The organism is Corallococcus sp. CA049B, from assembly GCF_003611685.1.
GTDB classification, from domain to species: domain Bacteria; phylum Myxococcota; class Myxococcia; order Myxococcales; family Myxococcaceae; genus Corallococcus; species Corallococcus coralloides.
Map to the genome: position 1 here is coordinate 1 of NZ_RAWC01000001.1, position 20476 is coordinate 20476.

Here is a 20476-nt window from a genome sequence, read left to right on the forward strand (position 1 = left end):
GTAAGATTGGTATAAGAGACAGGGTTGAAGGGGGAGAGGGTCGGGCTAAGCTGGCTGAATCGCTTGCATTTTCCGGTCTGTTGTCCTAGGCAGTCAAGGCCCGGATGAGGGGGTGTTGACACTCATGCATCCCCACCGGCCGGGCTACCAACAACACGGCGCCGCGAGACCTTCCGCAAGGTGATTCGCGGGCGCTTCCGACCGTGAAGTGACCACAATGGACGGTTTGAATCCCCGGAAGGCCTTCTCCCTCCTGTTCATCATCGGCATCGCCGTGGTGTTCACGCTCCAGTTCGGCCCTGGCAGCAACGGGTTCGCGGACACGGGCAGCCAGGCGCCCACCGCCAGCGCGGTGGCCACGGTGAACGGCAAGGAGATCCCTGTACGCGACTTCAGCATGGCCTGGTCGCGGCAGATGAACTTCCTGCGCTCGCAGGGCAGCCCCATCCCGGAGTCGATGGCCCGCCAGTTCGGCCTGGACAAGCAGGTGCTCGACCGGCTGGTGAACGCGGAGCTGCTCGCCCAGTCCGCGGAGCGCCACGGCATCACCCCGTCGGACGAGGAGCTGCGCAAGGTCATCCACGAGAACACCGACTTCCACACCAAGGAAGGCGCGTTCGACTTCGCCCGCTACCAGCAGGTGCTGCGCGACTTCTACCGCCGCACGCCGCAGGAGTACGAGGAGGAGCTGCGCCGCCAGATGGCCGCCCAGAAGATGCTGGACGTGGTGCGCACGGGCGCCGTGGTGTCGGACGACGAGGTCCGCGCCCGCTACGAGAAGGAAGGCAACCAGGCGAAGCTGGTGTTCGCCCGCTTCCTGCCCACCATGTTCGCGGACAAGGTCCCCGCGCCCACGCCCGCGAAGCTCGCGGAGTTCCAGAAGACGCACGAGAAGGAGATCGCCGACTATTACGCGGCGAACAGCTTCGTCTACAACGTGCCGGAGCGGATCCGCGCCCGCCAGATCCTCGTGAATGTGGCCCCGGACGCCACGCCCGAGCAGAAGGCCCAGGCGAAGGCGAAGGCGGAGGACCTCCGCAAGCAGATTGAGGGCGGCAAGGACTTCGCCACGCTGGCGAAGGAGACCAGCGACGACACCGCCACCAAGGCGAAGGGCGGCGAGCTGGGCTGGGTGGAGCGCACCACGTGGGACCCGGCGCTGGCCGACGCGGCGTTCACGCTGAAGGCCGGGCAGGTGACGCAGCCGGTGGAGTCCGCGCTGGGCGTGCACCTGGTGAAGGTGGAGGAGAAGAAGGACGCCCAGGCCAGGAAGCTGGAGGACGTGAAGACTGAAATCGCCACCACCCTCTTCAAGCAGGAAGAGGCCAAGGGCCTGGCCAAGGCGGAGGCCGAGAAGGCGCTGGCGGCGGCGAAGGCCGGCAAGTCCCTGAAGGAGCAGTTCCCGGTGCCCGCCGGCCAGCAGCCCGCGCTCTTGCGCTTCGAGGCGGAGACGAAGCCGGAGGCCGTGGAGACGGACAGCTTCACCGCGCAGGGTGACTCCGTGCCGCACCTGGGGCCGGCGCCGGGCCTGGTGAAGGCCACCTTCGAGGCCAACGGCCCGGTGGTGCTGGGCGAGGTCTTCACCGTGGGCGAGGCGAACATCGTCGCGCAGGTGGTGGAGCGCGAGAAGCCGGACACCGCGGGCTTCGACAAGCGCAAGGAGGAGCTGCGCACCCAGGCCCGTCAGGCCAAGCAGATCGAGCTGACGGAGTCCTTCCTCAAGTCGCTGAAGAAGAGCGGCAACGTCGTCACCAACACCGAGGCCATCGACTCGGTGCTGGGCTCCGCGGGGTAGTCACCCGCCGGAGCGGGCGTAGGGGACCTCCAGCGGGGTCCCCTCCGTCGAAGGGGCCTCGGCGACCGCGATGCGGTCCCGGCCCCGGCCCTTGGCCGCGTACATGGCGAAGTCCGCCGCGCGGATGAGGTCCGTGGCGGTGGTGGCGTGCCCCGGGAAGGAGGCCACCCCGACGCTCGCGGTGAGCGCCACGTCCAGCCCCTGCTCGCGCAGGAAGCGCTGGGCGCGGAACGCCTCGCAGATGCGCTGGGCGATGACCTGGGCCCCTTCCGTGTCCGTCTCAATCAACATCACCGCGAACTCGTCGCCGCCGTAGCGGAAGACGGCGTCCAGGTTGTGGCGGCCCAGGCTGATGAGCAGGTCCCCCACCTCCTTGAGCGTGGCGCTGCCCACCAGGTGCCCGTGCCGGTCGTTGATGGACTTGAAGTGGTCCAGGTCCAGGAACACGAGCGACAGCGGGTGGCGGAAGCGCGCCGAGCGCTTCACCTCCTGCTCCAGCTGCGCGCGCAGGTGCCGCGCGTTGAAGCAGCCGGTGTGCTCGTCCGTGATGGTGAGCTCCTGGACGCGGCGGAAGTTGCGCGCGTTCTCGATGGCGATGGCCGCGTAGTCCGCGATGGCGGACAGGGCCGTGAGGTCGTCATGCGTGAAGCCCGGCTCCGTGGGGCCGTTGACCAGCTCAATCACGCCCAGCACGCGCTCGCGCGCCACCAGGGGCACGGCGAGCAGCGAGCGGGTGTGGAAGGCGGAGGCCTCGTCGAAGCGGGGCGCGAAGCTGGAGTCGCCGGCCACGTCGTGGACGAGCCGCGCGACGCCGGAGGAGAACACCGCCCCGGCGATGCCTTCCCCCGGGTTGAGCTGGAGGGCCTTGAGCGCTTCGGCGCCCTCCCCCACGGCGATTTCGAAGTAGAGCTTTCCGCTGCGCTCGTCCTGGAGGATGAGCGACCAGTTGCGCGGCTTGAGCAGCGCACTGACCTTCTGCATCACCAGCGCGAGCACTTCGCGCAGCTCCAGCGTGGAGGTCAGCGCCTTGGCCATCTCGTTGTAGGCGGCCAGTTGCTCCACTGTCCGCTTCATGGCCGACAGGAGGTCCGCGGGGTTCATCGAGGTGCCCTCTGGAGCGCAAGTCTGCTAAGGCCCGCGGGCGCGAAACATTTCGCACCCGCCCATGGATCCAACCGCTCGCTTCGTTCTCGCCTCCGCATCGCCCCGGCGCAAGGATTTATTGGCCCAGCTGGGCCTTCGCTTCACCGTGGCGGCGGCGGATATCGATGAAACGCCGATGGCCGGAGAAATTGCGTCGAAGTACGTGCTCCGGCTGGCCGAGGAGAAGGCCCGCACGGTCGCCACCCGACACCCGGACGCATGGGTGCTGGCCGCGGACACGACCGTGGCCCTGGGGTCGGAGCTGCTGGGCAAGCCCCGGGACGCGGAGGAGGCGCGGCGGATGATCGCCCGGCTGTCCGGCCGGGTGCATGAGGTCTTCACCGGCATCGCGGTGGCGGGCCGCGCCCAGGGGGCCCAGGTGGTGCGCACGCAGGTGACCTTTCGCGCGCTCTCGCCAGATGAGATTGCCTGGTACGCGGACACCGGCGAGCCCCTGGACAAGGCGGGCGCCTACGCCATCCAGGGCAAGGGCGGCTTCCTGGTGCAGGGCATCGAGGGCAGCCACTCGAACGTCGTGGGCCTGCCGCTGGGTGAGACGCTGGCGCTGCTGAAGCGCGTGGGCATGCCGCTTCCCTGGACGGAAGGTCAGCGATGAGCAGCGTGGCGGACAACCTGGCGCGGGTGCGCGAGCGCGTGGCGAAGGCCTGCGCGAGCGCAGGGCGGCCGGAGTCGTCGGTGACGCTGGTGGCCGTGTCCAAGCTCAAGCCCGCGGCGCTCATCCGCGAGGCGTATGCCGCGGGGCAGCGCGACTTCGGGGAGAACTACGCCCAGGAGCTGCGGGACAAGGCCGAGGAGCTCCAGGACCTGGACGGCCTGCGCTGGCACGCCATCGGGTCGCTGCAGACGAACAAGGTGAAGTACGTGGCCCGCGTCGCGCACGCCTTCCACGCGCTGGAGCGGCTGGACGTCGCCAGGGAGCTGTCCAAGCGGCGCGAGGGGACGGCTCCCCTGCCCTGCTACGTGGAGCTCAACCTGGGCGGCGAGGACACCAAGCACGGCCTCACGCCGGACGCGCTGGGCGGCTTCCTGGCGCAGGTGCGCGAGCTGCCGAACCTCCAGGTGGTGGGGCTGATGGCGCTGCCGCCGCCCACGGACGACGTGGCGCGGATGCGCGAGGGCTTCGCCCGGCTGCGCGAGCTGGCGCGGTCGCATGCGCTGACGGCCCTGTCCATGGGCACCACGCACGACTTCGAGCAGGCCATCCTGGAGGGCGCCACCGTCGTGCGCGTGGGCACCGCCATCTTCGGCGAGCGCGCCTGAGGTTCCGCTCACAGCTCCCGGAACCGCACCCGCCCCTCCTGGTTGATGAGCGCCTTGTACTCACAACCGCAGTAGTTGCAGCGCACCTCGTCCCCGTCGGTGAACGTCTCGTCCACGGGGTTGTTGGCGTTGCAGCCGGGGCAGTCGAACTCCTTCAACACGCGGCTGCCGCGGGCGCCTGATTCCTTGGCGAAGTCGTCGTCGTCGAACTGGAAGTCGTTGGCCATGGCCCGGACGCTAGCACCGGGCATGGCGCCCGGGGGTGCCCTGCTGGGCATCCAGGCGGGCTCGCGGGACTGTCCGCCATTTGTCAGGGGCCCTTGCGGGCGTGTACCCCTGCGGGCCGCCATTTCCGTCCCCTGTCAGTCTTTCACAGGCGCGTCTGGAGGGCGGACGGACGGCTTTGAATGCTGTCCCACGGCCGTCCGTCCTGGAAATGTCCGGTGGCGGGGGCGGTTGCGCAGCACGGTTGGCTTGGGCGGGCCGGCCACCTAACTTGCAAGCAAGGGAGCACACCCGATGCGCAGTCTGTCCAGGTGGGGGTTCACGGCGGCGGTGGTGGGACTCATGGGGTCCACGCTGGCGCATGCCCAGGAGCCCACCGGCGCGGCGTTCGGCCCGGGTGAGCAGGCCCAGTACCGGGTGCGCTACCTGGGGCTGACGGCCGGCACGGCGACGGTGACGGTGGGCGCGCCCATGACGCAATGGGGCCAGAGCGTGTGGCCCATCGTGTCCACGGCGAAGTCGGATGACCTGGTGGGCGTCTACCCCATCAAGAGCCGCTTCGTGTCGTACTGGAACGCGGGGGCCCAGCGGGTGGCGGGGAGCGACCTGCACTCGGAGGAGAACCGCAAGCGCCGCCGCCAGCGCATCCAGATGTCGGCGGACGGAGCGGGCGCGAAGGTCATCAAGCAGAAGGAGAGCGACGCGCCGCGCGAGTCGGAGCACACGCTGCCCGAGGGCACCATGGACGTGGCGGGCGCGACCTTCGCGCTGCGCGGCCAGGAGCTGGTGGTGGGCCGCTCCTATTCATATCCGGTGTTCACCGGCAGCAAGCAATTCACCATGAGCGCCACGGTGGAGGGCCGCGAGACGGTGACGACGCCCGCGGGTGCTCGGGACACGTTCAAGGTGCGCGTGCGCACCGACTTCGGCGGCAAGCTGGAATCCAAGCGCGACATGGTGGCGTACCTCAGCGCGGATGCGCATCACGTGCCGGTGCGACTCGAAGCGGACTTCGCGCTGGGCACCGTCGTGGCGGAGCTCACGGATTACAAACCGGGCCGCGTGGTGGCGGCGGTGGCCCGGGCGGACAACTCGGTCGACTGAAAAGCGTCGTCCGCCAACCAGGGGAAGGCAGGGGGCATGGGCGTGGGTTGGGCATGGGCAGTGGCCGCGGCGCTTTCCGCCGCGCCGGGCGGCGTGCAGGTCGTGTCCCCGCTGGTGAAGGTGCGGCCGGACGCGACGCCGAAGGGCGCGAAGGAGGCCCGCCTCAGCGCGGCCCGGGGTGAATGCGAGGGCACGCAGCTGGTGCTCCCCCAGGGCGTGACGCGCGTGACGATGAAGCCCCTGGCCCTCAAGGGGCCGGGCGCGCCGCTCACCGTGGACGCGTGGCGCGAGGCCTACCTGGACGTGAAGACGCCCTCCAATGGAGAGGGTAGGACGGGCCCGTGGCCCGACGCGCTGGTGCCCCTGTCCGCGCCCGCCAATCCCAGACATCCGACGGTCGTCTACGTGGAGGTCTGCGTTCCGGCGAAGCAGGCCCCGGGCACCTATACGGGGAGCCTGAGCGCGGCGGTGGATGGCAAGGCGCTGCCGGCCGTTCCCTTCAGCGTGGAGGTGCAGCCCTTCGAGCTCCCCGCGACGTCGTCGCTGCCCAACAGCTTCGGCATCTCGCTGTACAGCATCTCGAAGGGGCACGGCATCCCGGCGGAGTCGCCGGAGGCGAAGGCGCTCCTGCGCGAGTACGGCAAGGCGCTCCTGGAGCACCGCGTGAGCGCGCACGGCATGGGCATGGACCCGCCGCCGGTGAAGTTCCAGGACGGCCGCGCGGTGCTGGACTGGACCGCGTATGACGCGGAGATGGCGCCCTTCCTGGACGGCAGCGTGCTGCCCTCCGGCGCGCGCTTCACCACGGTGGACGTGCGAGACAACCGCAAGGCCTCCACGGACGCGGAGAAGTCCGCGTACTACCGCGCCTTCCAGAAGCACTTCGAGGACAAGGGCTGGAAGGCGCAGCTCTTCTTCTACGCCAAGGATGAGCCCAAGCCCGCGGACTTCCCGCTGGTGAAGGCGCAGTCCAAGCGCGTGCGCGACGCGGGGGCGGACATCCCGGTGCTCGTCACCACGGCGTTGAACCCGGCGCTCTTGGGCTCCGTGGACATCCTCACGCCCATCATCAACTGCTTCTACCCGCGCGAGGGCCCGCAGACGTGCCACCACGTGGCCAACGCCGCGACCGCGCGCACGCGGCTGCCGGCGCGCGCGAAGGTGTGGTGGTACCAGAGCTGTATGGCCCACGGCTGCACGGGCGGCCCGCCGCCGGACAAGGCGCTGGACAAGGCGTACAGCGACTGGGCCTCGTACATGGTGGACCACCCCGCCCCGCTCAACCGCGCCATGGGCCCGCTGGCCTTCGAAAGCGGCGTGGACGGCGAGCTCTATTTCGACACCGTCTTCGCCTACAACACGAAGAAGGACGTCTGGGCGGACCTCTTCGAGTTCGGCGGCAACGGCGACGGCACCCTCTTCTACCCGGGCACGCCCGCGAAGCTGGGGGGCACGGAGCACCAACCCGTGGTGTCCCTGCGGCTGAAACACATCCGTGACGGCCTGGAGGACTACGAATACCTGCGCCTGCTCACCTCGCTGGGCGACGGCGCCTTCGCGAAGGCGGCGGCGAAGCGGCTGGCGAAGTCCGGGTACGAAATCTCGCGCGACCCGGCGGAATGGGAAGCGGTGCGCAAGGAAGTGACCGAGCGCATCGTGAAGCGGAAATCGGCTGAACAAGCGAAGCGCTCCGGACGTCGGACTTCCGGGGGAACCCCGTAGTCACTCCCCCCTGGGAGGAAGCAGAATGAAGCCCATGCGCACCCTCGTCGCGGCCTGCCTCGCCTTCAGCGCCCTTGGCGCCATCCCGGGTCAGGCCCAGGAGGCCCCGCCCCGTCCGTCGAACATCCTGCGTCCGCTCACGCTCCCGGCGCCGGCGGACTCCGCCGACCCGGCGAAGCCCGCGGCGAGCGAGGAGAACACCGGCGACGCGTCCTCCACCGCGGCCCCCGACGAGCCCGTCGTCGCGGTGAAGCCATGCGAGCAGGGCCTGCCCGTGCTGCGCTCGCCGCTGGCCTTCAAGCCGGGGGAGCTGCTCGAGTTCGACATGGACGCCATGGGCGCGAAGGCGGGCAAGCTCACCATGCGCGTGCAGCGCCCCGCCAACGGCTCGCTGCCGGTGCTGGTGGAGGCGCAGACGAACACGCTGTTCTCCAAGGTGCGCCGGGTGCGCGGCAGCGCGACCAGCTACCTGCACCCCAAGACGCTGCGCCCCTCGCGCTACACCGAGGAGGCCGTGGAGAACGAGCAGCGCCGCAAGGTGAACGTGGACTTCGGCGCGCAGGACAAGAGCGTCAAGGTGGACTACCAGATTGGGGATCGCCCCAAGGGCCACTTCAACTACGCCTTCGACAAGGACGGCCTGGACGTCGCGGGCGCCATCTACCTTATCCGCCAGCTGCCCCTGAAGAAGGACCTGCCGGTGTGCTTCGACGTGTACGGCATCCGCCGCATGTGGCGCATGACGGCCACCGTGGTGGATCGCGAGCACGTGTCGCTGCCCCTGGGTGAGTTCGACGCCTGGCACCTGGCCGGCACCGCCGTGCGCCTGGACCGGCCCTCGCAGACGCGCGACGTGCACGTCTGGATTACCGACGACGACCGCCGCCTCCCGCTGGCCGCTGTGGGCGCCATCGACCTGGGCGCGGTGCGGCTGACGCTGTCCGGCGTGAAGCGCCCCGGTGAAAAGCCCATGGAGGCGCAGGGCAAGGAAGACCTCAAGTGGTGACGCGGGGTTGAGCCCCCGCCCCTGGCCCGCCTCCCCCTGGGAGCGCGGGCTTTTCATTGCCCATGAATTGGGACTGGCCTGAGCCAGAACCGGTCCAATGGCTCGCGGAAGGACTCGCGGCGCGTGTTCGACACGCCGTGCCGGGTGCTGGAGCTGGGAGGCGGGCGGGCCCGGCCTCAGCCGTGGCGGATCATCCCCGCGGCCTGCGCCAGGCGGCGGCGCAGCTGGGTCACCACCTCGTGCAGGTCCTCCAGGCGCTGGAGCGCGTGCAGGTTCTCGCCCGCGTTCATCAGGGCGACCGGCGTCAGCGTCTCGCGGTGGAGGGCCAGGAGCAGATCGTAGAAGTGCGCCTGCACATCGCCCAGGGCATCCAGGCCTTCGCGGAGGTCGTCCTCCACGAAGTCCAGGAGGACGGTGGCGTCCTCGCGAGCAGGCAGCGTCCGGGCCAGCCGCTCCACCGCCCCGCGGACGGGGTCGGAACGGCGCAACATCGCGGGAGTGGCGAGGGCTGCGACGGGAGGGGACATGCCCAGGACGCTACAGGCCCGTAGCGCCCGGTCAATTTTCCCACCCCCTGCCCGCCGGTGCGAAGGGCGGCCCCGTCAGAGGCGCGCCTCGGAAACCTGTCCGACTGTCGGACAGGTTTGAATCGCGCCGGCCGGGCAGGTGGACCGCCTCCATGACCGGGCCTGGCGCCGCTCCCCAGCGCGGTCAGGGGAGCGGGCGGCGGCGCGGCGCTTCCTCAGCGCACCGGCCCCGCGGCACCGCCTGCCGGAGCCGGGGCAGGAGCCGCGGCGGGCGCGGCGTTGGCCGGGGCCGGGGTGGCTGGCAACGCGGTGCCCGGCGAGGAGTTGAGTGGCGCGGGCGTCCCCACGAGCGGCGTTGGCGCGCCGGTGTTGAGCGGCGCGGGCGTGCCCACGAGGGGCGGCGCCGGCGTGCTGGAGGACTGCGACAGCGGCGGCACCGTGGCGAGAATGCCCGGGCTCACCTGGGTGGTGCCCACGAAGTTGTTGAAGTCCGGCGCGGACAGCTGCGGCGCGGTGAAGCCCCCCACGGACACGCCCGCCACCGTCGGCGGCGTGGCGAACGTCCCCTGCCCCACCGTGGCCGGGGAGCCCGGCGACACGCCCGACACCACCGGGGGCGGATTGGCCGGCGCCGAGGGCGCGAACGTACCGCTGAAGGTCGAAGGCCCCTGCGCGGGCAGCGCGGCCGCCGGAGGCAGGTTGGCCGGCGTCCCCACCGTGCCGCTCCCCGCGCTCACCGCGGTGGGAGTCGTGCCCGTCGTGGTCACGACGCCCGCCGTCCCCGCCGTACCGCTGCCTCCCGTGCCCTGCGCGAAGTGCGGCGCGGACATGGGTGCCACCGCCGCCGGGAACGCCGTGGGCAGCACCGGCGTCAGCGTCCCGAGCGCCGAGGGCAACTCACCCGTCGTGGGAACCACCGCCAACGACGGCACCTGCGTCCCCTCCACGTCGATGGACACGTTGTCGTAGAGGAACTGGATGAACCCGCGCGGCTCCGCCCGCGGCGGCAGGTTCCACACCACCACCACCAGCTCCGTGTCCCCCGGCCGCGCTTCGCGCAACAGCCGCTTCGTGTCGTCATCCGAGTACGTGCCCGCGTCCAACGCCGCCGCGTGCACCAGCGCGGAGTCCGTCAGCAGCGTCCCGTTGCGCCACACGCTGCCAATGCCCCAGACGGCCATCGCCGCGTGCGCACGCGTCGTGGCGCGCCAGCCAATGCCTGTCTCACCGTAGATGGGCGTGCCCATCAGCACCCCGCCCTCGATGAGATGCGGCGGCGGTGCAGGGAGCGGCCCGGCGGGCGCCCGCGACATCGCCTGAACGGGCGGGAAGCCCGCTTGCGTCAGCTCCACGCGGTACTCGGTGCCACCCACGCGCAGGCTCGCGGTGAGCCGCGCCTTGTCGCCGAAGGTCGCGTTCGCCACGCCGACCCGGTCCTGCACGGAGAGCGACGCCTGCCCCGTGCCGCGCTCGGTCAGGTCACCGAATGGAAGCGTACCCTGGAAGAAGTAACCGTCCGGCTGCTCGGTCCTCGCGCTGGCCTCCCGGCCCTCGAACGTGACCCCATCGCCCCCTGGCGCCGCCGCCAGGACACCGGACAGCAAGATGCTCGTGATTGGACCCGCCATCGACGCTGCCTCCCTTGAACTTGAAGGTAGGCAGCGGAGCGGGCCGTGGCACGCCCCGGACTAAATCAGACCGCGGGCGCGGCGGATCTGCTCGACGGTCTTGTTGTACTCGATGTCGAAGGCGCTCGTGCCTTCCTGCAGGTGCTTCAGCCGCGAGCGGGCCTCCCGGTCGATCTCGTCGTCGACGTCCAGGTGCTTCTTCATGCCCTGGAACATCTTCTGACGCAGCACGTTGTCGGGGGAGTAGACCTCCTCGACGTTCCGGCTGATGAGGAGGAACTCAATCATCTGGTTGATGACGTACTCGATGCCCTCGTCCCCCATCTTGAAGCCGCGCACGTCCGCCATCTCGCGCTTCACCTGGTTGAACTTGGAGTAGTCATATCCCCGACGCTCCAGGGCCTCGCGCGTCGCCTGGTTCACACGCTCTTCGTTGGCGAGGTACTCGCGCATGATGGCGGAGAGATCCATCTCGGCGTCGGCCACGCGCATCGGCTCCACCTCGATGTCCCCGTCCTGCATGAGCTGCTGAATGGCCTCGCGCGAGATGATCGGGATCACCTTCGGATACAGCCTCATGTCGGTCCCTCGTCCTCTTCAAACGTGCTCGGATCTTCAACCGCTATAAATCAGCGCCGAGCATGGTCGCAATGAAAAACCCTAGGAACGTCGCGGGTTCCAGCGGCCAGTCCCCCCGGCGTCCGAAGCGGAACTTAATCATGCCGCACCGGGTGGCGACCCTCCATCCGCTTTTTCGTGCACGGGTTCGGAGGCGTCATCCAGGGACGCCTCGCGCACGGGGTCCTCGGTGTCGTCCTCGGGGTCGCCATGCAGACCCGCGTGGACGCGCTCGGCCATCGCCGGGCCCACGACCTCGGTCAGCTCCTCGATGCTGGCCTCGCCCACCCGCTTGAGAGAACCGAAGTGGCGCAGCAACATCTTCCGCCGGCCCTCTCCCACGCCGGGAATGTCCTCCAGCGCGGAACGCAAGGAGCTCTTGCGCATGGATTTGCCCTGGAAGGTGATGGCGAAGCGGTGCGCTTCGTCCCGCATGCGCGTGAGCATGAACATTTCCGCTGAGTTCTGCGGCAGGACGACGGGATCCTTGCGGCCCAGGACGAAGACGCGCTCGGGGCTCCTGGCGCTCTCCGCGTCGCGGTCGAAGACCTCCTGATCGCGGCTCTTGGCCAGGCCCACCACGTCCACGCCCTCCACGCCCAGGTCCTTCATGGCCGCGTGGGCGCTGGCGAGCTGACCCTTGCCACCGTCGATGACGAGCAGGTCCGGCAGGTCCCCATCCTCCAGCCCGCGCTTGAGCCGGCGGGTGATGACCTCGTACATGCTGGCGAAGTCGTCCTGCTTCTCCACCGACTTGATCTTGTATTTGCGGTAGCGCGACTTGTCCGTCTCCCCGTCCGTCACGGCCACCTGCGACGCCACGATGGAGGAGCTCTGGAAGTGGGAGATGTCGTAGCACTCCATGCGGCGCGGGAAGTTGCGCAGGCCCAGCTTGGACTGGAGCCGTGACAGGACCGTGTCGGTTTCGTCCTTGGTGCGCTTTCTCTCCACGAACGCCTGCTCCGCGTTCTTCACCGCCATGTTCACCAGCTCATGCTTCTCCCCGCGCTTGGGGACGAAGACGCGCACGCGCTCGCCCTTGCGCTCCGTGAGCAGGGCCTCCAGGCCGTCGGTGCCGTCGCCGGGCTCCAGGGGCAGCAGGACCTCCTCGGGCACGAAGCCGCCCTGGTCGTAGTAGAGGTTCACGAACGAGGCGAGCAGCTCGTCGTCCGGGAACTCCTGGCTGCCGAAGGGGAAGGCCTGGCCGCCGTTGAGCCGGCCCTGACGCACGTGCAGCACGTAGAACAGGATGCGGTCGCCCTCCCGGAACAGGGCGAACACGTCCTGATCCTTGAAGTCCGTGGTGGCCACCTTCTGGCGCTCCAGGCTGCGCTCGATGGCGAGCAGCTGGTCACGCACCCGCGCGGCCTCCTCGAACTTCAGCTCCATGGACGCGCGCTTCATCCGCGCGCGCAGCCCTTCGATGAGCTGCCCCGCCTTGCCCTCCAGGAACATGGCCACCTCGTCCACGCTCTTGCGGTAGTCCTCCGGGGGCACCGGATGGACGCACGGGGCCGGGCACCGTCCGATCTGATACAGCAGGCACGGCCGCTTGCGGTTGGCGAGCACGTGGTCCGTGCAGGTGCGCAGGCGGAAGAAGCGGTTGATGAGCCGCAGCGTTTCGCGGATGGCGCCCGCGCTGGAGTACGGGCCGAAGTAGCGCGCGCCGTCCTTCTCGTACTTGCGCACCACCTCCAGCCGGGGGAACGGCTGGGTGCGGTCCAGGCGCAGGGAGATGAACTGCTTGTCGTCCTTGAGCAGGACGTTGAAGCGCGGCTTGTGCTTCTTGATCAGCTCGTTTTCAAGAAGGAGGGCCTCCTTCTCGTTGTGGACGAGCACCGTCTCCAGGTCACCCAGCATCGTGTCCAGCAGGGACACGAAGACGCGGGTGTCTCCGGAGCGGTTGAAGTAGCTGCGCACGCGGCTGCGCAGGTTGATGGCCTTGCCCACGTAGATGATGGTCCCGCGCTTGTCCTTCATCAGGTACACGCCGGGCTCGGTGGGCAGCGCGTCCAGCTTCTCCTGCAGCCGGATGTCCATGGCGGGCCTCGCTAGCTCTTGCGTGACCGCGAACGGGCCGAGGGCTTCGCCGCCCCAGACGCGCCTGATGAACCGCCACCCGACGCGGAGGGACGCCCGCGTCCGCGCCCCTTCTTCGGCGTGGTGCCGGGCGGGTCCATCGCCTTGGGCGGCGCGCGCAAGAGCGAACGCGAGGCCGGCTTGAGCCCCAGGTCCATGTCCTTGAGCAGCTGGACGCGGTCGCGGAACTCGGCGGCCTTCTCGAACTGCATCTCGTCCGCGGCCTTGAGCATGTCGGCGGTGAACTCCTTGATGAGGCGCTGGATCTCCTTGGGCTCCAGGAGGTCGTTCTCCCCTTCGGCCGCCATGGGCAGCGCGCCCGCGCCCGCGTCGTAGTCCGGGATGTTCTCCGTGAAGTCGGTGATGTTGCTCTTCACCGACCGCGGCGTGATGCCGTGCTCCAGGTTGTACGCGCGCTGGATGTCGCGGCGGCGGGCCGTCTCCTCCATGGCGCGCTTCATGGAGTCGGTCATCTGATCCGAATACATGATGACGCGCCCGTTCACGTTGCGCGCCGCGCGGCCAATGGTCTGGATGAGCGACACGTGGCTGCGCAAAAAGCCTTCCTTGTCCGCGTCCAGGATGGCCACGAGCGACACCTCCGGGATGTCCAGGCCCTCACGCAGCAGGTTGATGCCCACGAGCACGTCGAACTCGCCCCGGCGCAGGTCGCGGATGATGGCCATGCGCTGGATGGCGTCGATGTCCGAGTGCAGGTAGCGGACCTTCACGCCCACGTCGCTGTAGTACTCGGTGAGGTCCTCCGCCATGCGCTTGGTGAGCGTCGTCACCAGCACGCGCTCGTTGCGCGACACGCGCACGCGGACCTCTTCCAAGAGGTCATCCACCTGGTTGCCGGCGGGGCGCGTCTCCACCTCCGGGTCGGTGAGGCCGGTGGGGCGGATGATCTGCTCCACCACCACGCCCTTGGACTTCTGGAGTTCGTACTCGGCGGGGGTCGCGGAGACGAAGACGGCCTGGGGGACCATCTCCTCGAATTCGACGAACTTCAGCGGCCGGTTGTCCAGCGCGCTGGGCATGCGGAAGCCGAAGTTGACCAGCGTCTCCTTGCGGGCGCGGTCGCCCCGGTACATGGCGCCAATCTGGGACACCGTCTGGTGGCTCTCGTCGATGAGGACCAGCAGGTCGCGCGGGAAGTAGTCGATGAGGCACGGGGCCGCTTCACCCGGCGCGCGCCCGGTGAAGTGGCGCGAGTAGTTCTCGATGCCGTTGCAGTAGCCGACCTGTTCGATCATCTCCAGGTCGAACATGGTGCGCTGCTCCAGCCGCTGCGCCTCCAGCAGCTTGCCCTCCGCCTTGAACTTCTGGAGCTGCTCGGCCAGCTCCTCGCGGATGGTGCGCATGGCGTTCTGGCGCGCGTCCGCGCCCGCGACGTAGTGGCTGGCGGGGAAGATGACGATCTTCTCCAGCTGGCCCAGCGTCTGGCCGCGCAGCGGGTCGAACTCGGTGATGCGCTCCACCTCGTCGCCGAAGAAGCTGACGCGCACGGCGCGCTCCTCCTCGTAGGCGGGGAACACCTCCACGGTGTCGCCGCGGGCGCGGAAGGTGCCGCGGTGGAAGTCCAGATCGTTGCGCTCGTACTGGGCCTCCACCAGCTTGCGCATGAAGCCGTCGCGGCCCATGTCCTCGCCCACGGCGGCGCGGATGGCCAGGTCCACGTAGCTGCGCGCCGCGCCCAGGCCGTAGATGCAGGACACGCTGGCCACGATGATGACGTCGTTGCGGGTGCGCAGGCTGTGCGTCGCCGAGTGGCGCATCCGTTCGATGTTGTCGTTGATGGACGAGTCCTTCTCGATGAAGGTGTCCGTCGACGGGACGTAGGCCTCGGGCTGGTAGTAGTCGTAGTACGAGACGAAGTACTCGACGGCGTTGTTCGGGAAGAGCGCCTTGAACTCGCCGTACAGCTGCGCCGCCAGCGTCTTGTTGTGCGCGATGACCAGCGCGGGGCGCTTCACGTTGGCGATGAGGTTCGCCATCGTGAACGTCTTTCCCGAGCCGGTGACGCCCAGGAGGGTCTGGTAGCGATCGCCGCGAAGCAGGCCCTCGGTCAGCTCCCCAATGGCCCTTGGCTGGTCGCCCTGCGGCTTGTGCTCACTGACGAGTTCGAAGTCCGGCATGGAGGACAGATCTAACATCCCCGCTGCCTGTGTACTGAACCTTCGTGCACGTCCGTCCAACAAAGGACGGGGCCCCCTCCTACTTCGCGGCCGGGGCCTTCAGTGCCTCCAGGGACTTCAGGCGAGCGGCCTCGAATTCGTCGCCCTTGTTCCACACGGGCAGCTCCGGGGACTTCGCCACCTGGGCGCCCACCAGGAAGAACAGCCGGGTGTCCTCCACGGCGCCGGACAGGTCCCACTCCGGGCGGACCTCGTCGGAGGGCTGATGGTAGTGCCTCGCCTCCCACTGGCCGCGCTGCTGCTTGCCCCAGCCCTCCGGCCGGCCAATGAAGTCCATGCCGCTGCCGAAGTAGGCGGCGGGAATGCCCTGCCGCGCGAAGTTGAATTGATCCGAGCGGTAGAAGAACCCGCGGTCGGAGAGCTGATCCGCCTTCACCGTGCGCCCTTGCGTCTTCGCCATCGCGGTGACGAAGGTGTCCAGGGAGGACTTGCCCAGGCCGATGACGGTGATGTCGCGCGTGCGGCCCAGCACGTTGCCGCCGTCCACGTTGATGTTCGCGGCGATGCGGCCCGGGGGCACGGGAGGATGCGCCGCGAGGTACGCGGAGCCCAACAGGCCGTACTCCTCCGCGGCCACCGCGGCGAAGAGGATGGAGCGGCGCGGCCGCGTGGGCAGCGCGGTGAAGGCGCGGGCCACGGACAGCATCGAGGCCACGCCCGCCGCGTTGTCCAGCGCGCCGTTGTAGATGACGTCCTCGCCGGGCTTGCCGTCGTCCTTCTTGCCCAGGTGATCATGGTGCGCGCTGTAGAGCACCACTTCCTTCGCCAGCGAGGGGTCGCTGCCGGGCAGCAGGCCCAGCACGTTCGCGGTGGGCCGGCGGCGAACCTCATTGGACAGGCGCAGGGACAGCGTCACGCCCAGCGGCACCGGGCGGAAGTCGCGCTTCTGGGCGGCGGCGCGCAGCGCGTCCAGGTCCTGCCCCGCGAGCTTCATCACCTGCTTCGTGGCGTCCTCGGTCGTCCAGGCCTTCACCTGGAGGCGGGGCGCGTCGCCCGCGGGCAGTTCGAACTGCTCGCCGGTCCACGACGTGCGCACCACCTGCCACGGATAGCCCGCGCTGGGCGTGGTGTGGATGATGATGGCGCCCGCCGCGCCCGTCTTCGCCGCCTGCTCGTATTTGTAGTCCCAGCGGCCGTACCAGAGGCGCGCCTTGCCGCCGAAGAGGCGCGGGTCGTCCTCCGGATCATTGTTGAGGATGACCAGCGTCTTGCCCTTCAGGTCCGCGCCCTTGAAGTCGTCCCACTGGAACTCCGGCGCGACGATGCCGTAGCCCACGAACACCAGCTCGGATGCGTCCAGCTTCGCCTCCGGCGCCTGCACGCCGGACACGGCGATGAAGTCCTCGCGCGGCTGGAGCTCCACGCGGCCCGCCTTCGCCTGGAAGGTCATGGCACCCGGGCGGCTGTGGATGCCCATCAGGTCGAAGCGCTGGAGGTAGCTGCCGTCCTCGGCCCCCGGCTTGAGGCCCAGGCCCTCGAGCTGCGTGGCGATGTACTCCTGCGCCAGCGCGTCGCCGCGGGTGCCGGGGCCCCGGCCCTCCAGCAGGTCGCTCGCGAGGAAGCGCACGTGCGCGCGCAGGAGGTCCGCGGTGATGGCCTGTTCGGCCGCCTTCTCCTGCGGCGTGACGGTGGGCGTGCCCGCCGCGAGAACGGACGCCGAGCACAGCGAGACGAACAGCGCTGGGAGGAGCCTCATGGGCTCGTGCGTAGCATGGCCGCACGGGCGCCCCCCAGCGGGTTTTCAGGAGGCCGGTGCCGCCACCTTCCAGGAGGTGCCGGCAGGCGTGTCCATGATGTCCACGCCCAGGGTCTTGAGGGCGCCTCGCACCTGGTCCGCCTTCGCGAAGTCCTTCGCGGCGCGCGCGGCGGTCCGCTCGGCGAGCAGCCGCTCCACCTCCGCCACGTCGATGCCCCGCTCACGCACCGCGCGGTCGCGGCGGCGCAGGAGCCACGCGCCCGGGTCGTCCTCGAAGAGGCCCAGGACGCGGGACGTCTCGCGCACATGCTCGCGCAGCGCCTGGAGCGTGCGGCCCACCAACGGCTTGTCCTTCACGGGCGGCTTGTCGGTGAGCTCGTTCATGAAGCCGAAGAGCCCGGACAGCGCGCCCAGCGCGCCCGCGGTGTTGAAGTCGTCGTCCATGGCGGACTCGAACTCCGTGAGGAAGCGCGCGGGCTCGCCGTGCAGGGGGCCCTTGCCGAAGTCCTTGCCCGCCACGCGCTCGTCCACCTTGCGCAGCGTTTCGTAGAAGTACTCCATGCGCCCTTCCGCGTCCTGGAGCGCCTTCTCCCCGAAGTTGAGCGGGTGGCGGTAGTGCGTGGAGAGGAAGAAGAAGCGCAGGGCCTCCGCGTCCACCTTGGCGAGCGCGTCGCGCAGGCGCACCACGTTGCCCAGCGACTTGGACATCTTCGCGCCTTCCAGGTCCAGGAAGCCGCAGTGCATCCAGTACTTCGCCATCGTCTGGCCGGTGGCGGACTCGCTCTGGGCGATCTCGTTCTCGTGGTGGGGGAAGATGAGGTCCAACGCCCCGCCGTGGATGTCGAACGTGCGGCCCAGGAACTTCTCGCTCATCGCGGAGCACTCGATGTGCCAGCCCGGGCGGCCCTTGCCCCACGGACTGTCCCACGACGGCTCACCGGGCTTCGCCGCCTTCCACAGCGCGAAGTCCAGGGGCTGGCGCTTGAGGTCGCCGGGCTGCACGCGCTCGCCCTGGCACAGGTCGTCCAGGTTGCGCTTGGACAGCTTCGCGTAGTCGTCGTCCTTGTCGACGGCGAAGTACACGTCGCCCTTCGCTTCGTAGGCGTAGCCCTTGTCCACGAGCGTCTGGATGATGGCGACGATCTCCGGGATGGTCTCGCTCACGCGCGGGGACACGTCCGGTTCGCGCAGGTGCAGCGCGCGGGCGTCCTCGCGGAAGGCCTCCACGAAGCGCGAGGCCAGGTCCACGGGCGCTTCGCCCGTCTCGTGCGCGGCCTTGATGATCTTGTCGTCGACGTCCGTGTAGTTGCGCACGTACGTCACCTTGAAGCCCCGGTAGCGCAGGTAGCGGACCACCACGTCGAACGACGTGAAGGTGCGCGCGTTCCCGATATGAATGTAGCTGTAGACCGTGGGCCCACAGACGTAGACCTTCACTTCGCCGGGCACGAGCGGCTCCAGCGGCTCCTTCTGCATGGACATCGTGTTGAAGAGCCGGATGGATGGGGGGGCCACGGTGGAGGGTCTTCCTTTGGGAACAGGGCGGGCGCGGCACTTGCGCAACGCGATACACACTCTAGGATCCCGGGTCCCACACAGGCCAGCACTTGGCGTTGGAAGCGTCGGATAGGGAGAATCGCCGCATGGCTCCGCCGAATCCGAAGCGTCCGCCGCGCCCTCCCCGCCCTCCAGGGCAGCAGGCGTCTTCGGACGATCCGTCGGAGGATCTCCCGTTCGACGACGACGAGGTGGCGCCCCTGCAGGCGGATGATCCGCGCCCGCAGCGCGTGCCCCAGTATCCGGCGGGCCCCCGGAAGGCGAAGCGGCGAGGCCCGGGCGAGCGCACCCGGTCCGACCGCGAGCTGTCGCCCCGGTACGACTGGGCGAAGGAGTACTCGGATCCGGGCCTGACGCCCGCGTTCGTCTACGTGGAGCGTGGACCGGGCGCCGGGCAGCTCGTGCCCCTGCGCCAGGGCTCCATCACGCTGGGGCGGTCCTCCACGTCGGACCTGCGGCTCCAGCATGCGTCCATCAGCCGGCGCCATGCGCAGCTGACCCGGCGGGGCAATGTCTTCATGGTGCGCGACCTGGGCAGCCAGAACGGCACGTTCGTCAACCGCCAGCGCATCAAGGGCGAGGTGGAGCTCCAGCCCGGAGACGAGCTGAGCCTGGGCAACGCGACCTTGCGGCTGCGCGGCTCGGGGGCCGGGCCGACGCTGAGCCGGACGGCGCTGGATACGCTGCGGCCTCGCACGGCGAAGCGGCGGCTGAACGGGGTCGCCGTGGCGGTGGCCGCGGCGGTCGTGGGCTCCGCGGCCGCGGCGTTGATCAGCGTGGTGGCCATGCGCATGGGGGACCGGACTCCCGCGCGGGCTGCGGCGGAAGGTGCGCCAGCGAAGGCCCCCGGGACTCCGGTGGAGCCCGCGAAGGAGGTCCAGGAGACCGAGGCGGCGGTCCCCGTGAAGGAGGCCACCAGCGCCGGTGAGGAAGCGCCCGCGAAGGGGGCGACTCACGAGAGTCCGGGAGCGGCGAAGGTCCTCAGCGCTTCGGACATCGCGCGAAGGGTTCAGTCGGGCCAGGTGACTCCTAGCACCGGGGCAACGACGAAGGACGCGGCTCCGAGCGCCCTGGCGGTCGCGAAGAATACGGGGGCCGCGAAGGCGGGCGACCCGCATCCGGGCGCTTCGGTCGTTGCCGCGTCCGGACGGAAGGCGCTTCCCGCGACCGAGCCGTCAGGGGATCCGGACGAGCGCCAGCGCGCGGACATCCTCTCTCGCTACGAATCCGGTGATGTCACCGGGGCGTTGGCGCAGGCGAAGCGTGCGAACCTCACGCCGCTGGTGCAGCAGCTCACCCGCTTCCAGACCGCCGAGGCCGCGGCCCGGACCGCCCTGGCGCAGCAGGACCGTCCCCGGGCGCTCGATGAGCTCAGCGCCGCCGTTCGGGCGGACCATGAGCTGTCCCAGGGCTGGAGCCGCCAGGGGGTCAGCCTCCGCCGCCAGCTCGCCGGGCTCTACGTGCGCACGGGGCAGGATGCCGTCCGCGCCCAGCGCATCGCGGACGCCCGCGCGGCCTTCACCACGGCCCTCCAGTACGACGCCGACAACGCAGAGGCCCGCACACAGCTGGCGGCGCTCGAAGCGCAGGCGCCCTGAATCCGCATGGCTTCGGGTTCGCCGAGGCGGCCCCCTCCTGACGCGGTCTTCCAAAACCTGTCCGACTGTCGGACAGGCTTCCGCGGCTCAGCGACGGGAGGGGCTCCCGGTCACGCCCATCCAAGCTGGCCCGATTGTCGGACAGGTTTCCGCGGCCCAGTCCAAGCGAAGGCGCTCGGCCACTTTCCATGGGCCTGTCCGACTGTCGGACAGGTTTCCGCGGCCCAGCTGGGACGGAGGCGCTCAGCCTCTTTCCATGAGCCTGTCCGACTGTCGGACAAGTTCCCGCGGCGCAGCTG

Annotated in this window: 16 protein-coding genes; 7 read left to right on the plus strand and 9 right to left on the minus strand. The window is 69.6% G+C overall.

Translation table 11 applies throughout. The features are described 5' to 3' along the window. Window positions 1-217: 217 nt before the first annotated feature. On the plus strand, window positions 218-1795 hold the full coding sequence (locus D7W82_RS00005) for a peptidylprolyl isomerase (protein WP_120616328.1): 1578 nt from the start codon (window positions 218-220) through the stop codon (window positions 1793-1795). Here D7W82_RS00005 and D7W82_RS00010 read toward each other — a convergent pair whose 3' ends face one another. Continuing rightward, window positions 1796-2896, minus strand: coding sequence for a sensor domain-containing diguanylate cyclase (locus D7W82_RS00010; RefSeq protein WP_120616329.1), 1101 nt, complete (start codon window positions 2894-2896; stop codon window positions 1796-1798). It abuts the gene before it with no gap. A gap of 64 nt (window positions 2897-2960) precedes the next feature. On the opposite strand from D7W82_RS00010, the gene D7W82_RS00015 reads away from it, so the two are divergent. Both D7W82_RS00015 and D7W82_RS00020 read left to right on the plus strand, forming a co-directional pair. Next, the gene (locus D7W82_RS00015) at window positions 2961-3554 is read left to right on the plus strand and encodes a nucleoside triphosphate pyrophosphatase (RefSeq protein WP_120616330.1); all 594 of its coding nucleotides are present in this window, start codon (window positions 2961-2963) and stop codon (window positions 3552-3554) included. Next, entirely contained in the window at window positions 3551-4219 is a 669-nt protein-coding gene (locus tag D7W82_RS00020) for a YggS family pyridoxal phosphate-dependent enzyme (RefSeq protein ID WP_120616331.1), read from the plus strand. The genes D7W82_RS00015 and D7W82_RS00020 overlap by 4 nt, the downstream gene beginning before the upstream one ends. An 8-nt stretch (window positions 4220-4227) precedes the next feature. On the opposite strand, the gene D7W82_RS00025 is transcribed toward D7W82_RS00020, so the two are convergent. Further along, a complete protein-coding gene (locus D7W82_RS00025) occupies window positions 4228-4446 on the minus strand; it encodes a hypothetical protein (protein ID WP_120616332.1) in 219 nt (72 codons plus the stop codon). Between the two features lie 292 nt (window positions 4447-4738). Between D7W82_RS00025 and D7W82_RS00030 the strand changes: the two genes are divergently transcribed. The 3 genes from D7W82_RS00030 to D7W82_RS00040 are packed head-to-tail and all read left to right on the plus strand — an operon-like array spanning window position 4739 to window position 8276. Then, window positions 4739-5548, plus strand: coding sequence for a DUF3108 domain-containing protein (locus tag D7W82_RS00030; protein ID WP_120616333.1), 810 nt, complete (start codon window positions 4739-4741; stop codon window positions 5546-5548). A gap of 36 nt (window positions 5549-5584) precedes the next feature. Further along, window positions 5585-7270: a DUF4091 domain-containing protein gene (locus tag D7W82_RS00035; protein ID WP_120616334.1), complete on the plus strand. Its 1686-nt coding sequence runs from the start codon at window positions 5585-5587 to the stop codon at window positions 7268-7270. Between the two features lie 25 nt (window positions 7271-7295). Further along, window positions 7296-8276 carry a DUF3108 domain-containing protein gene (locus D7W82_RS00040; protein WP_120616335.1) on the plus strand — a complete coding sequence of 327 codons (981 nt, stop codon included), beginning with the start codon at window positions 7296-7298 and terminating at the stop codon, window positions 8274-8276. Between the two features lie 176 nt (window positions 8277-8452). On the opposite strand, the gene D7W82_RS00045 is transcribed toward D7W82_RS00040, so the two are convergent. The 7 genes from D7W82_RS00045 to cysS all read right to left on the minus strand — a co-directional run bounded on the left by D7W82_RS00045 (window position 8453) and on the right by cysS (window position 18537). Continuing rightward, window positions 8453-8803 carry a hypothetical protein gene (locus D7W82_RS00045; RefSeq protein WP_120616336.1) on the minus strand — a complete coding sequence of 117 codons (351 nt, stop codon included), beginning with the start codon at window positions 8801-8803 and terminating at the stop codon, window positions 8453-8455. 215 nt (window positions 8804-9018) lie between these two features. Continuing rightward, window positions 9019-10431, minus strand: a complete 1413-nt coding sequence (locus tag D7W82_RS00050; RefSeq protein WP_120616337.1) for a hypothetical protein — start codon at window positions 10429-10431, stop codon at window positions 9019-9021. Window positions 10432-10491: 60 nt separating this feature from the next. After that, window positions 10492-11010, minus strand: a complete 519-nt coding sequence (locus D7W82_RS00055; RefSeq protein WP_014398200.1) for a DUF507 family protein — start codon at window positions 11008-11010, stop codon at window positions 10492-10494. Between the two features lie 138 nt (window positions 11011-11148). Continuing rightward, complete coding sequence (gene uvrC, locus D7W82_RS00060) at window positions 11149-13089, minus strand: excinuclease ABC subunit UvrC (RefSeq protein ID WP_120616338.1); 1941 nt, start codon at window positions 13087-13089, stop codon at window positions 11149-11151. Between the two features lie 11 nt (window positions 13090-13100). After that, entirely contained in the window at window positions 13101-15266 is a 2166-nt protein-coding gene (uvrB, locus tag D7W82_RS00065; RefSeq protein ID WP_199727650.1) for an excinuclease ABC subunit UvrB, read from the minus strand. 79 nt (window positions 15267-15345) lie between these two features. Continuing rightward, window positions 15346-17022 (minus strand): M28 family metallopeptidase, encoded by a 1677-nt coding sequence (locus tag D7W82_RS00070; protein WP_120616340.1) that lies wholly within the window; start codon window positions 17020-17022, stop codon window positions 15346-15348. 45 nt (window positions 17023-17067) lie between these two features. Continuing rightward, window positions 17068-18537 carry a cysteine--tRNA ligase gene (cysS, locus tag D7W82_RS00075; RefSeq protein WP_120616341.1) on the minus strand — a complete coding sequence of 490 codons (1470 nt, stop codon included), beginning with the start codon at window positions 18535-18537 and terminating at the stop codon, window positions 17068-17070. Between the two features lie 128 nt (window positions 18538-18665). On the opposite strand from cysS, the gene D7W82_RS00080 reads away from it, so the two are divergent. Beyond that, on the plus strand, window positions 18666-20177 hold the full coding sequence (locus D7W82_RS00080) for an FHA domain-containing protein (RefSeq protein WP_120616342.1): 1512 nt from the start codon (window positions 18666-18668) through the stop codon (window positions 20175-20177). The last annotated feature ends 299 nt before the right edge of the window (window positions 20178-20476 follow it).